The organism is Oribacterium sp. HCP28S3_H8, from assembly GCF_052064775.1.
In the GTDB taxonomy this organism is placed as follows: Bacteria; Bacillota; Clostridia; order Lachnospirales; family Lachnospiraceae; genus Oribacterium.
The window spans coordinates 264276-277234 of the sequence record NZ_JBQHUZ010000001.1; the positions used below are offsets into that span (position 1 = coordinate 264276).

The following is a 12959-nucleotide window of genomic DNA, read 5'->3' on the forward strand; positions in this document are numbered from 1 at the left end:
ACAAATGCACGCCACTTATAATTTTCCATATTACAATTACACATAGATTTGCAAAGGGGCAGATATGACAAAAATCGGATTTGACAATGAAAAATATCTCAGCATGCAGTCAGAGCATATCAAGGAACGGATCCATCAGTTCGGAGGCAAGCTCTATCTTGAGTTCGGAGGGAAGCTTTTTGATGATTATCATGCATCCCGGGTACTGCCGGGATTTCAGCCGGACAGTAAGATCCGGATGCTGTCCCAGCTTAAGGACGATGCGGAGATTGTCATCGTGATCAATTCCGGTGACATAGAAAAAAATAAGATCCGCGGTGATCTTGGCATCACCTATGATATGGATGTTCTCCGCCTGATTGATGCCTTCCGGAGCTACGGGCTTTATGTCGGTTCCGTGGTATTGACGCGCTTTGACGGACAGGATAGCGTCACAGCCTATCAGCGGAAGCTGGAGTCCCTCGGCATCACGGTGTACCGGCATTATTCCATTCCTTCCTATCCGAGCAATGTGCCGCTGATCATCAGCGAGGAGGGCTTTGGTAAAAACGATTACATTAAAACCAGCCGCAGTCTTGTGGTTGTTACGGCACCGGGTCCCGGATCCGGTAAAATGGCAGTCTGCCTCTCTCAGCTCTATCAGGAGCATGTACACGGTGTGAATGCGGGCTATGCCAAGTATGAGACCTTCCCCATCTGGAACCTGCCGCTCCAGCATCCGGTAAATCTTGCCTATGAAGCGGCGACCGCGGATCTCAATGATATCAACATGATCGACCCGTATCATCTGGAAGCCTACGGAAAAACCACGGTAAATTATAACCGTGATGTTGAGGTCTTTCCGGTTCTGAATGCCATGTTTAACAAAATCTATGGCAGATCTCCCTATAAATCTCCGACCGATATGGGTGTCAATATGGCAGGAAACTGCATTGTGGATGACGAAATTGTCTGCGCCGCCGCAAAGCAGGAGATTATCCGGAGATATTATGATGCGCTTGTAGATCTCCGGAAGGGAAGAGGCAGGCAGGAAATCGTCGATAAAGAAGAGCTTTTGATGGAAAAAGCCGGTATTACGACTTCTGAACGTCCGGTCGTATCCGCTGCAAAACAGAAAGCAGAGCTTACCGGCGGACCTGCTGCCGCAATCATGCTGCAGGACGGCAGGATTGTAACCGGTAAAACCTCCCCGCTGCTTGGAGCCTGTGCTGCTATGCTGTTAAATGCGCTGAAAACACTGGCAGGACTGGACGATTCTGTAAACCTGATTGCACCGGAAATAATCGAGCCGATCCAGCATTTAAAGCTTGCACATCTCGGAAACCATAATCCGAGGCTTCATACGGATGAAGTTCTGATTGCGCTTACGATCTGCGCAAACTCTGACAGTAATGCAGAGCTCTGTATGCAGCAGCTTGTAAACCTCACAGGTTGTGAAGCCCACTCTACGGTCATTCTCTCCAGTGTCGATGAAAAAATCTTTAAAAAGCTGGGTGTGAATCTCACATGCGAGCCGGTGTACCAGTCCAAAAAGCTGTATCACCGCTGATCATCCGGATCTAAAGCAAAAGAAAAGGATAATGAAAATGTTGAACATGCAAAACCATTCCCTTCAGGATAGATATGAGAATCCCGTCGTTGCACATTTTCAGAAGGAGCTTGCGCTTCTGCCGGAGGAGTCTCGACAGCTTCCGGTATTTGGCATTTGCGGGGATATCCCGGAAAAGGCGCCGGATGGCTCTCTCTGGGGCGGGGAACTGCTGCTTGCAAGGAGCGGACGCATTATAAGGCTTGCCTCCATTCATCCTTTTCTGAAACCGGAAGTCCTGAGTGACGAGACCGAAAAGGCAGTACTTGCCGTATCCATGATTTATCAGATCGCATGCTTACAGAACCGTGTGGATCCGGAAATCGAGAGCTTTATTGCAAGAGAGAAAGCAGAAGAGCTGTCCCGTACACTCGGGCTCCTGGATCTTAACTCGCTCCGGCGTCTCATGGTGACGCTGGAGAAGCAGCAGGGAACCATCAGCACCACAGCGCTCAGTGATTACCTGGATGCAGCTGCAGCAGTGCTTGGTTTCTCCGGATGGAAGGAGCTTTGCAAAAGAGGACTGGCATGGCTGTCCTGCTTAAGCAGCATGGAAGACGGCGGGAAAGTGCTGGAGCCTCTTATGTCACAGTTTCTTACGATCCGGGAATCCACAGCACGGCGCTTCTCAGAGCTTCCGGAGGAATCCCCGGCAGAGCTTTGGGAAAATACGGAATGGATAAAGCTTCTGCCAGAGGAGACAGATTGTCTGTGCCAGTTGGAAACGGATCTTCTGTTTCAGCTTGTGCTGAAGGAACATGTGCAATGGAAAATCCGGGAAGCTTCCGGAACATTAAAATATCATGAGGAAAAGGATGCGCTTAAGCATGCGGAAAGGCTTGCAGCATTCATGCTCCTTGCAATAAAGCAGTTGTTTCAGGAAGCGATTTCCGGGATCCGCCAGAGGGAAAATCTTAAGGAAGGGCCGGTTCTTTGCTTTGGTGCAGTTCTACAGGGATTAAATATTGAGCTTCATCGGTATACATTCTTATAGCCCACCTCTTTAGCAGCCAGTGTATTGGATGATGTAAGTAATTAATATTTACAAATTATTTTCTGATTGATACAATTATTTTAATGTTTTGAGCGGTCGTGATAACAGGCAGGGATCTATATGAATATTAAAGACTACGAATATATTGTTTCTATAGCGAACCAAGGTGGTATTACTAAAGCATCAGAACAATTATTCATTTCTCAACCGGCGCTGACAAAATTTCTTCAGCGTATAGAAGATGAAATCGGGATGAGTCTTTTTGTTCGTAATGGGAAGCAGTTTATTCCTACAGAAGCCGGACAGAAGTATATTGAGGCGGGGCGTGAAATCCTGCGATTAGATCAGGATTTAGCAGTCCAGCTTAGATATGATAAAATAAAGCAGTTTAAGAGAATTCGCATCGGTTATCCCGTGGGACGTTCCAGCGGTTTATTGCATAATATTTTACACAGATTTGTTGCGCTCTATCCGGATATTAATATTTATACGTCTGTCGCTAGTAGTCGTCATTTATTCGAAGCTTTGCAGAACAGGAATCTAGATCTGGCTGTTATTATGAATGTTGAGCAACATGTGGGATATACGTATCAGCCTATCGGAACTTCGTACTTATCCATTGCGTCTGCCAGTACAAATCCTCTTGTTTCAACAGCCATAAAGGAAGATGGCTATCCGTATCCTGTTGTGGATACTTCATCTTTGAATCAGCAGAAGTTTATTATGGTTCATGAAAATACAAATTCCGGACGATTGATTCGTGAGTTATTCAGGCGATATGATATTCATCCCAATATTATTATGAATGTGGATGATGTAAGAAGTATTATTGATGCAGTACGTTATGGAATAGGGATATCAGCCTTTATGTCTGTACCTTTAGACACCCGGGAGATCAGTTATCTGTCATTCAGAAACATCAAACCCATTAAGCAGATTGTTTATCTTGTTTACCGGTCTGATCTGGCCCTTTCTGAGCCTCTCAAAACACTTATTTCGATGATCTGTGAACTAAGCAGATAAATGATCCCCTGGTGCCATTAAGGTAAAGGTGAATTAGATTCAAAGGGCAGGGTAGATTGTCGGTACCCACAGCATATATAAAATCATATACAGGATAAAAGTGGGAAGGCCGGCTTTTACATACTCTTTTACAGAGTAGCCGCCTTCGGCAAATACCATAGCCTGCGTTGCAGATGCAGTTGGAAGAAGAACGGAACATGTTGCTCCCATTTCAACTGCAACCATGGCGGATCGAGCATCGAATGCGCAAGCTACGCTGATCACGGCTGCTAATATTCTAAAAATATTCAAGGTACTGGAATTGTTCATGAATTGCGTACATATTGTTGACGCCATTACCAGAATAAAGGCGATAAGATATGGATTTGTAATCCCTCCTAAAATATTCTGCATAAAATTCGAAATTACATCTGTAGCGCCAGATGCATTAATTCCCGCAGCTAAACAGATTGTGCCTGCATAGATGGAAATTACTTTAAGATTGATTGCTTTCATTGCCTCCTTTTCGGTTAGTATGCCAGTGAACACCATAAGGAGTGCGCCTATTGCTGCACATGCAGCTGCGTTAATTATTTTTATATAATTTGAAATGACAATTGCGGCTATGGTTAAAGTGAAAATGATAAAGGTCAGTTTTTCCTTTCCAGAAGACAGGGTTGTCTTATCTTGCCCTTTTCCGTTGCTTTGACTGAATTTCAGAGTATCAATCCCCGTGTAATTGTCCGGTGTAAAACGATATCCGACTGCGAAAATAAAAAGTGAAATGATTAAAACGATCGGCAATCTTGCGATTACAAATGTCATTAGTGTAAAGTTGGGATTTCCGCCAAGAGACTCCATCATTTGATTGCTGACGCTGTACGCAGTGAGTCCGAGTCCGACTGGAATTACGCCGGCCCAGATACTTGATAAATCCACTGCCGGCTTCAGAAGACGTTTTGGTGAAATTTTGGCTTTTTCAGCGACATTATAACAAATAGGAATCAGTGTTGCCATTGTTGAAGATGTGTTGCTGAAAATTGTCAAAAAGATAGAAAGCAGGCCGCAACCGATAACAGCTCTTCGCTCACTGCTGCCTTCAGGAACAATCAAAGAAGAAAGTCTTGACAATAGCGAGGTCTTGGCCAGCCCTGCAGATAAAACAAACATACTGGCAAAGAGAATGGCGGTAGAACTTGAAAAGCCTGCCCATGCTTTTTCAGCAGGCAATACTCCGGTTATTTCTAAAATGACAATTACACTAATTGCCACAGCCGGGTATGAAAATTTGTTTGAGGCAAAACCTATGATCATGAGCAATGCTACGATAAAAACAATTAAAATCTGAGTAGACATATGGATCTCCTTTCCTGCATTGAATTAAGTAACACAAGCTTTATTCCTTTGGTGCATCCTCTATAATTGAGAGATTGATTTGATACCATTTGTAAGGCTCCGGATTGAAGGCCCTTGCCGTGCTTCCTGACGCTTCAAGAATAGTATTTACTTTTTCGAAGTAATCATTCAAGTCCTCTCCATTTGCACGTGCATTATTATGATGAAGCGGCATCATTAATTGTGCTCCCATTTTTAAAATCTGCTCTGCACAGTACTCCGGCGTGTAAGTTCTGATTCGATGCCGGAGCATTAAATTGGGTTTTTCATCTGCCACATGTTTCACATGTTCTTCAAAATCGCGCCCTGCAGAAAAGTCAATTTTGAAATTCTGTTGTGTTTCGATAATGTAGTTAATGTTAAAAATAGAGCCTAAGGGACCCAGCCTATTTGGAACAGGAATGTCAAAGTCCTCCGTGCCTTCGTACAAAGTCTTGGAATTGCTTGGCCTATGAAACCGGTTTTCGCGAAATGCACGATTATCGTGTGCTCCAGGGTAAGTCTTCAAAGTAAAATCATCAAAATAATATGTGTTCCCGGGAGCTAACGGATAGAAAGCTCCATATGGAATGTCAAAAATTTTGGCTGCCTCCTCACAGCAGTATGCCGGGCATAATATGCGCCCATAAAACTTATTCCATAGTTGTCCAATGAGGTTACAATGGTCACCATGTACATGATTCAAAATAATATAATCGGCGCCCGTAAAGTTTTCTACATTGAATCCACGCTGTGCATAAACAGTCCGAACCATTTTTTCTTTTTCACTTAAGTCTGTCATGTTATCAAATTTGTCTGCATCCAAATAAAAAGGGTCCGTAACAATAACCTTTCCATTGGGAAGTACAATTTCATAACATTGGACTGAAATCCAGCGAATTTTTAGTGCCAGGGAAGAAATTTTTTCTACATAGGGTTTTGACATTTTGTGTCACCTCCAATTTGATATATGTGGTAATAAGCTCAGAATTACCCCCATGATTTGACTATATCAGGCATATAAATATAGATCAAATGTATTGCTGTTATATAATTATTACAAAATGTTATCTAAAGATAAATGAGATATATAGGAAATGTTACAGAAAGAGGGAAAGCTAAAGATGATTAATGGGGTAATTTTTCAAATTAAGAGTGAGAAACTATAGTTTTTAAAATTAGGTAGACACGATTATTGAAAAATAGGGATACATGATTTCTTTAGAATCGTGTCTACTACTGTCTTATTTCCCAGAGTACCGTTACGATGCTCTGGGAAACAAGACCTATAAAAAGGACCCAAACGTTCTTGTCACAAGCTGTCAACTACCCACGACCTAAAGGTCGTGGGCTTGTAACTGCCCGGTCGTAATGAAATCCTGATCTTGAGAAGGATTATCAGAATCAGAAACAATAGAAATTGCCGTTCCTGGGTCCTTGTGGTAAAATAAGATCATCTCAAGAAGGAGAAATTCAGATATGTCTAAAACAAGAAGAGTCATGCTCAAGCTTTCCGGTGAGGCACTTGCCGGAGATAAGCATTTTGGATTTGATGATGATACCATCCGTGCGGTGGCAACGCAGGTGAAGTCAGCCGTAGATGACGGCGTCGAGATTGCTATTGTGATCGGCGGAGGCAATTTCTGGAGAGGCAGACAGTCGGAGACCGTGGACCGCTACAAGGCAGACCAGGTCGGCATCCTTGCCACAGTAATGAACTGCGTCTATGTATCCGAGATTTTCCGCGCTGCCGGCATGAAAACCAAGGTGATGTCCGCCATCGGAATCGGAGATATTGCGGAGCTTTTTAATAAGGATAAGGCTGTAAAGCTTATGAAAAAAGGCTATGTATTGTTCTGTGCCGGAGGTACAGGACATCCTTACTTCTCCACCGATACCGGAGTAGTACTGCGTGCCGTGGAGCTGGAGTGTCAGGAAATCCTCCTTGCAAAGGCTGTGGATGGTGTTTATGACAGCGATCCCAAGACCAATCCGGATGCAAAGCGCTTTGATACCATCTCTATTTCCGAGGTTGTGGAAAAGCGTCTCGGTGTCATTGATCTGCCGGCATCCGTGCTTTGCATGGAAAACCATATGCCGCTCGCTATCTTTTCGCTTAATGAAAAGGATGGCATTGCCAATGCCCTTAAGGGTAAAATTAACGGAACCCGTGTAACTGTTCAGTAATTTCTTTATATAATCAGAATCAAAGCTTCAACAAGGAGGATATCTATATGGATGACCAGTTTACAATTTACATTGAAAAAATGCATAAGACCCACGACAATCTGATGGAGGAGCTTGCCGCGATCCGTGCAGGCCGCGCCAACCCTCATGTCCTTGATCGTATTAAAATTGATTATTACGGAGCACAGACTCCGATTGCGCAGGTCGCTAATATTTCCGTACCGGAAGCAAGAATGATCCAGATCCAGCCCTGGGACAAGTCCATGCTGAGAGCCATTGAAAAAGCCATCAATATGTCGGATCTCGGCATCAATCCGACGGATGACGGCTCTGTGATCCGTCTGGTATTCCCGGAGCTTACCGAGGAGAGACGTAAGGAGCTTACCAAGGATGTAAAGAAAAAGGGCGAGGAGGCTAAAATTGCCATCCGTAACATTCGCCGTGATGCGATGGACCTTGCCAAGAAGCTGGAGAAGTCATCCGAAATCACAGAGGACGATTTGAAGCGGGAGACCAAGGATATTCAGGATCTGACAGATCATATGTGCGATAAGATTGACAAGTCCGTAGAAGCCAAGAACAAGGAACTAATGACGATATGACAGGAGATGTAGTCAACCCGGAGGGCAGAAAAATTCCTCGTCATATTGCAATCATCCTGGATGGAAATGGCAGGTGGGCGGCTCGTCACGGGCTGCCTCGTGCCATGGGACATAAAAAGGGTTGCGAGACACTGGAGCAGATTGTCGCGGATGCAGCAAGACTTGGGGTAGAATACCTTACGGTTTACGGCTTTTCCACGGAGAACTGGAAGCGGTCGCAGGAGGAAGTCGGCGCGCTCATGAATCTGTTCCGCTTTTATATGGTAAAGCTCATCAAAGTGGCAAATGAGTATAATGTGCGTGCACGAATGATCGGGGAGCGTTCCCGATTTGCAAAGGATATTCAGGATGGCATTGACAGGCTGGAGCGGGAAACTGCGGCTAATACCGGCATGACCTTTGTGTTTGCGGTAAATTACGGTTCCAGAGATGAAATCGTGCGTGCCGTGCGGAAATATACGCTGGAGGCTCTCAAAGAGGGTAAAACGGTAGAGGAAATTGAAGCGCTGACCGAGCAGGAGTTTGCCGGATATCTGGACACTGCCGGTATGCCGGATCCGGATCTCGTCATCCGAACTTCGGGAGAATTGCGTCTTTCCAACTACCTGCTCTGGCAGTGTGCGTATGCAGAATACTATATTACGCCTGTGCTCTGGCCGGACTTTAACAAGGATGAGCTGCTTAAAGCCATTGATAATTATAATTCAAGAGAAAGAAGGTTCGGCGGCAGGCTGAAAACTACAGATAACTATGACAGATCAGGAAAATCAGGAACTTAAGAAGGGGCAGAATGAACGGAAGCTTAGTTCCTTCCGGAAGCGGCTGATCAGTGGTATCCTGCTCATCGCGATTGCGGCGGTTGTAGTTCCGAGCGGCGGTATGCCTTTGTTCTTTACTACCTTGCTGATCTCACTGCTCGGGCTTTTTGAGCTGTACCGTGTATTTGGCATAGAGAAAAAGTCTCTCGGGTATGTAGGATATCTCACAGTCATCGCGTATTATATTCTGATGCTGTTTCATCCGGGGGAGTATTTTACCCTTAACATCATTGTATCTCTGATGGCGCTGATGGCATTTTATGTCATTACCTATCCGGCATATAAGATCTCGATGGTTGCCAAGGCATTTATGTGCGTAGTATATGCCGGGGTCATGACCTCGTATCTCTATCTTACAAGAGAAATGCCGGATGGCAAGTTTCTGGTATGGCTTATATTTATCGCAAGCTGGGGCAGTGATACCTGTGCCTACTGTGTCGGTATGCTGATCGGGAAACATAAAATGACACCGATTTTAAGCCCTAAAAAAACGATCGAGGGTGCCGTCGGCGGTGTCCTTGGTGCGGCACTGCTGGGATTCCTCTATGCATTTCTTTTTAGAAGGCATTTTACAATGGTTGCCAATCCGCCGCTAACATCGGCAATTGCAAGTGCAATCGCCGCACTGATTTCCATGATCGGTGATCTGACTGCATCCGGCATCAAGCGGGATTACGGCATCAAGGACTACAGTAATCTGATTCCGGGTCATGGCGGAATCATGGATCGCTTTGATTCCATGATTTTTACCGCTCCGGTCATATACTTTGCACTGACATTTATAAAATGATTCTACATGAGAGGCCGGGGTTACCTGACCTCTTATTTCTCTAATTGCATACATTAGGAGGCAACATGCGAAATATTGTCATTCTGGGCAGTACCGGTTCCATTGGTACACAGGCGATTGACGTTATAAAAGATGATCCGGATTTTCACGTCGTAGGACTTGCTGCATATGGCTCCATCGAGCTGCTGCGTGATCAGGTAAAACTGCTGCATCCGGAAGCTGTCTGTGTTTATGATAAAGCTAAGGCAGAAGCATTCCGGACCTACGGATTACCGGTAAGGGTTTTATCCGGTATGGATGGTCTGATCGAGCTTGCCACGATGCATAGCTGCGAGGAAGTGATCGTATCCGTAGTCGGGATGATCGGTATCCAGCCGACTATTGCAGCGCTGAAGGCACACAAAATGGTCGCGCTTGCCAACAAGGAAACTCTGGTCTGCGCGGGACATATCATAATGCCGCTTGCAAAAGCTCAGGGTATTGAAATCAAACCGATCGACTCCGAGCATTCTGCCATCTGGCAGTCTCTTAACGGCGAATGTCACAACCGCATCGAACGCATCCTGCTGACGGCTTCCGGCGGTCCTTTCCGTGGAAAAAAGCGTGAGGAGCTTCGCGGAAAAACCAAAGAAGATGCCCTGAAGCATCCCAACTGGTCCATGGGTCGGAAAATCACCATTGATTCCGCTACGATGGTCAACAAGGGACTGGAGGTGATCGAGGCAAAGTGGCTTTTTGATGTACCAGTGGATAAAATCAAGGTCGTAGTACAGCCACAGAGTATCGTGCACTCGGCAGTGCAGTATGTAGACGGCTCTATCAAAGCACAGCTCGGTCTCCCCGATATGCGGATCCCGATTGAGTATGCCCTGTATGCTCCGGACCGGCATCCGCTGTTAAAGGATGAACGCCTGGACCTTGCGAAGCTTGGTACATTGACCTTTGAAGAGCCTGATCTTGAGACCTTTAAGGGTTTGAAGCTCGGCATCCAGGCGGGTGCCACAGGAGGTTCCATGCCAACCGTTTATAATGCAGCGAACGAAGAAGCGGTGGCGATGTTTCTTGAGGACCGCATCGATTTCCTTGAGATTGCCGATGTCATTGAGGAAGCCATGGATGCACATGCATCCGACATCATTCCCAGCCCGACGCTGGAGGAGATCCTTGAGACAGAATGCTGGGCGCGTTCCTATGTCCGTGAGCATTCTGTACTGACACATCGATAATTCACGCTTGGTTTCATGGAGGATTTGTTTCATTGAGTATTATTGTTGCAATACTGGCACTTGGATTTCTGGTCTTTTTTCATGAGCTCGGACATTTCCTCGCGGCAAAAGCCTGCGGTGTGGCTGTCCTGGAATTTTCCATCGGCATGGGACCGAGGCTTTTGTCAAGAGTCGTGCACAATACCAGGTATTCCTTAAAGCTGCTGCCTTTTGGAGGATCGTGTGCCATGCTCGGAGAGGATGATGCCGGATCCGGAGATTTTTCCACTGCGGAGGGTACCGAAGGCACGGATGGATATATGGACTATGACGGCGTCCGCATCAAGGCATCAGAGCTTAAGGCACAGAACTTCCAGGATAAACCTGCATGGAAGCGCTTTATCATCTGTATTGCCGGTGTGTTTAACAATTTTCTGCTTGCCTTTCTGCTTGCAGTCATCATGATCGCGATGAGCGGATTTGATAAGCCCTATATCATGGGTACGCTGGAAGGATCTCCGGCATCAAAAGCGGGCTTTACCGTATATCAGGATAACAGCGGCATGACCTTATCGGATCTTGATCTCATGACCGGGATTGATCTTGACGGCAGGTATCATAAGTCAACCGGCTCCTTCCGGGATCTCTACATCTGGCTCTATGTACATCAGCCGGATTTTTCCGGGAACTCCGAGATTCATGTAAGCTTCCTCCGAAACGGAGAAAAGCATACTGTGGCACTGCATCCCGTATATTCTGCGTCCGACGGCAAATACCGGCTCGGAATCAGCTTTTTCAGCGGCAGAGTCCAGGCTGCAAGCCCCGGAGAACTGATAAAGGACAGCTTTTATGAGCTTCGCTACAATATCTCAATCGTGATTGAGAGTCTCAGAATGATTGCGCGCGGTCAGGTGCATCGAAATGAAGTCATGGGACCGGTCGGTACAGTATCCGTCATCGGTGATACTGTGCAGGAGTCCTCGCAGTATGGCATGCGTGCCGCCTTGATCGTACTACTGGAATTAAGTGTCATGCTGAGTGCCAATCTTGGTGTCATGAATCTGCTGCCTGTCCCTGCGCTGGACGGCGGGCGGTTGTTTATGATCCTGGGTGAGATGCTTACCCGTCACAGACTTGACCCGAAATGGGAAGCGAGGATCAACGAAATCGGCATGATTTTATTGCTGCTTATCATGGTACTTGTGTTAGGTAACGATATTTTTAATGTCATCACCGGAGCGTATCAGAATATCGGAGGTTAAAATAAAACATATGCTGCCTAGAGAACGTACTAAAGTTGTGAAGATTGGAAACGTAGCCATCGGTGGAGGGAATCCGGTTGCCATCCAGTCTATGTGTAATACCAAAACTACAGATGTAGAGGGGACAGTCTCCCAGATTCATCGGCTGGAAAAAGCCGGCTGTCAGATCATCCGGGTAACGGTGCCGACACTGGAGGCTGCCAAAGCCCTGGGCGAAATCAAGAAGCAGATTTCGATTCCGATTGTCGCGGATATTCATTTTGACTACCGGATGGCTATTGCCGCGATGGAAAACGGAGCCGACAAGATCCGGATCAATCCGGGAAACATCGGGTCTGATGCCAAGGTCAAAGCGGTGGTGGACTGTGCCAGGGAACGAAGCATTCCCATCCGTGTCGGCGTTAACTCCGGTTCCCTCGAGAAGGATCTTATTGCAAAATACGGCGGACATGTCACTGCCGAGGGAATTGTGGAGTCTGCTCTCAATAAAGCGCATATGATCGAGGATATGGGATATGACAATCTCGTTATTTCCATCAAATCCTCGGATGTCCTGATGTGCGCAAGAGCATATGAAATGATCTCGGAAAAAACAGATCATCCGCTGCATGTCGGTATTACCGAGGCAGGTACCGTCTGGTCCGGCAACATCAAGTCTGCCATGGGGCTTGCGCTGATTCTCAGTAAGGGCATAGGTGATACCATCCGGGTAAGCCTGTCCGCTGATCCGGTAGAGGAAATCAAGTCGGCAAAGCTGATCCTCCGGACGCTCGGTTTAAGAAAAAATGGCGTCACGGTGGTTTCCTGTCCGACCTGCGGCAGAACCAACATTGACCTCATCGGGCTTGCCAATCAGGTGCAGACGCTGGTGGAGGAGTATGACGACAAGGATTTAAAGGTTGCAGTCATGGGCTGCGTGGTGAACGGACCTGGAGAAGCCCGGGAAGCGGACATCGGCATTGCCGGTGGAAACGGCGAGGGGCTCCTCATTAAAAAAGGCGAGGTGATCCGCAAGGTACCGGAAGCAGAGCTTCTTGATGTCCTCCGGGAGGAGATTGAGAAATTTTAACCGCCGCATATGTAAAGCCAAGGCATATGAGGCAGACGATATTTGTTAATGATAGATGGCAAACGATA

12 protein-coding genes are annotated in these 12959 nt (G+C 46.3%); 10 read left to right on the forward strand and 2 right to left on the reverse strand.

Going from position 1 to position 12959, the window contains the following annotated elements; translation table 11 throughout:
* Window positions 1-64 precede the first annotated feature (64 nt).
* The 3 genes from ACTNEN_RS01245 to ACTNEN_RS01255 all read left to right on the forward strand — a co-directional run bounded on the left by ACTNEN_RS01245 (window position 65) and on the right by ACTNEN_RS01255 (window position 3605).
* The gene (locus ACTNEN_RS01245; protein ID WP_441204242.1) at window positions 65-1549 is read left to right on the forward strand and encodes a DUF1846 domain-containing protein; all 1485 of its coding nucleotides are present in this window, start codon (window positions 65-67) and stop codon (window positions 1547-1549) included.
* Between the two features lie 37 nt (window positions 1550-1586).
* Window positions 1587-2582, forward strand: coding sequence for a Kae1-like domain-containing protein (locus ACTNEN_RS01250; protein ID WP_441204243.1), 996 nt, complete (start codon window positions 1587-1589; stop codon window positions 2580-2582).
* A gap of 120 nt (window positions 2583-2702) precedes the next feature.
* Entirely contained in the window at window positions 2703-3605 is a 903-nt protein-coding gene (locus tag ACTNEN_RS01255) for a LysR family transcriptional regulator (RefSeq protein WP_441204244.1), read from the forward strand.
* A gap of 39 nt (window positions 3606-3644) precedes the next feature.
* Here ACTNEN_RS01255 and ACTNEN_RS01260 read toward each other — a convergent pair whose 3' ends face one another.
* Together ACTNEN_RS01260 and ACTNEN_RS01265 are read right to left on the reverse strand one after the other, a co-directional pair.
* The gene (locus tag ACTNEN_RS01260) at window positions 3645-4940 is read right to left on the reverse strand and encodes an SLC13 family permease (protein WP_441204245.1); all 1296 of its coding nucleotides are present in this window, start codon (window positions 4938-4940) and stop codon (window positions 3645-3647) included.
* Window positions 4941-4980: 40 nt separating this feature from the next.
* Complete coding sequence (locus tag ACTNEN_RS01265) at window positions 4981-5904, reverse strand: MBL fold metallo-hydrolase (RefSeq protein ID WP_441204246.1); 924 nt, start codon at window positions 5902-5904, stop codon at window positions 4981-4983.
* 533 nt (window positions 5905-6437) lie between these two features.
* On the opposite strand from ACTNEN_RS01265, the gene pyrH reads away from it, so the two are divergent.
* The 7 genes from pyrH to ispG all read left to right on the forward strand — a co-directional run bounded on the left by pyrH (window position 6438) and on the right by ispG (window position 12891).
* On the forward strand, window positions 6438-7145 hold the full coding sequence (gene pyrH / locus ACTNEN_RS01270) for a UMP kinase (RefSeq protein WP_441204247.1): 708 nt from the start codon (window positions 6438-6440) through the stop codon (window positions 7143-7145).
* A gap of 47 nt (window positions 7146-7192) precedes the next feature.
* Window positions 7193-7747: a ribosome recycling factor gene (gene frr, locus ACTNEN_RS01275; RefSeq protein ID WP_441204248.1), complete on the forward strand. Its 555-nt coding sequence runs from the start codon at window positions 7193-7195 to the stop codon at window positions 7745-7747.
* Window positions 7744-8526 (forward strand): isoprenyl transferase, encoded by a 783-nt coding sequence (locus tag ACTNEN_RS01280; protein ID WP_441204249.1) that lies wholly within the window; start codon window positions 7744-7746, stop codon window positions 8524-8526. The genes frr and ACTNEN_RS01280 overlap by 4 nt, the downstream gene beginning before the upstream one ends.
* The gene (locus ACTNEN_RS01285) at window positions 8498-9355 is read left to right on the forward strand and encodes a phosphatidate cytidylyltransferase (RefSeq protein ID WP_441204250.1); all 858 of its coding nucleotides are present in this window, start codon (window positions 8498-8500) and stop codon (window positions 9353-9355) included. The genes ACTNEN_RS01280 and ACTNEN_RS01285 overlap by 29 nt, the downstream gene beginning before the upstream one ends.
* A 65-nt stretch (window positions 9356-9420) precedes the next feature.
* On the forward strand, window positions 9421-10581 hold the full coding sequence (locus ACTNEN_RS01290) for a 1-deoxy-D-xylulose-5-phosphate reductoisomerase (protein WP_441204251.1): 1161 nt from the start codon (window positions 9421-9423) through the stop codon (window positions 10579-10581).
* A 32-nt stretch (window positions 10582-10613) separates the two neighbouring features.
* The gene (locus ACTNEN_RS01295) at window positions 10614-11822 is read left to right on the forward strand and encodes a M50 family metallopeptidase (RefSeq protein ID WP_441204252.1); all 1209 of its coding nucleotides are present in this window, start codon (window positions 10614-10616) and stop codon (window positions 11820-11822) included.
* Between the two features lie 13 nt (window positions 11823-11835).
* A complete protein-coding gene (gene ispG, locus ACTNEN_RS01300) occupies window positions 11836-12891 on the forward strand; it encodes a flavodoxin-dependent (E)-4-hydroxy-3-methylbut-2-enyl-diphosphate synthase (RefSeq protein WP_441204408.1) in 1056 nt (351 codons plus the stop codon).
* The last annotated feature ends 68 nt before the right edge of the window (window positions 12892-12959 follow it).

What these genes read in the sequence shown, in the direction of transcription:
- ACTNEN_RS01290 (WP_441204251.1), top strand. Translation starts at nt 9,421, where the DNA reads ATGCGAAATATTGTCATTCTGGGCAGTACCGGTTCCATTGGTACACAG.
- ACTNEN_RS01285 (WP_441204250.1), top strand. Translation starts at nt 8,498, where the DNA reads ATGACAGATCAGGAAAATCAGGAACTTAAGAAGGGGCAGAATGAACGG.
- ACTNEN_RS01280 (WP_441204249.1), top strand. Translation starts at nt 7,744, where the DNA reads ATGACAGGAGATGTAGTCAACCCGGAGGGCAGAAAAATTCCTCGTCAT.
- ACTNEN_RS01265 (WP_441204246.1), bottom strand. Translation starts at nt 5,904, where the DNA reads ATGTCAAAACCCTATGTAGAAAAAATTTCTTCCCTGGCACTAAAAATT.
- ACTNEN_RS01255 (WP_441204244.1), top strand. Translation starts at nt 2,703, where the DNA reads ATGAATATTAAAGACTACGAATATATTGTTTCTATAGCGAACCAAGGT.
- ACTNEN_RS01250 (WP_441204243.1), top strand. Translation starts at nt 1,587, where the DNA reads ATGTTGAACATGCAAAACCATTCCCTTCAGGATAGATATGAGAATCCC.
- pyrH (WP_441204247.1), top strand. Translation starts at nt 6,438, where the DNA reads ATGTCTAAAACAAGAAGAGTCATGCTCAAGCTTTCCGGTGAGGCACTT.
- frr (WP_441204248.1), top strand. Translation starts at nt 7,193, where the DNA reads ATGGATGACCAGTTTACAATTTACATTGAAAAAATGCATAAGACCCAC.
- ACTNEN_RS01245 (WP_441204242.1), top strand. Translation starts at nt 65, where the DNA reads ATGACAAAAATCGGATTTGACAATGAAAAATATCTCAGCATGCAGTCA.
- ACTNEN_RS01260 (WP_441204245.1), bottom strand. Translation starts at nt 4,940, where the DNA reads ATGTCTACTCAGATTTTAATTGTTTTTATCGTAGCATTGCTCATGATC.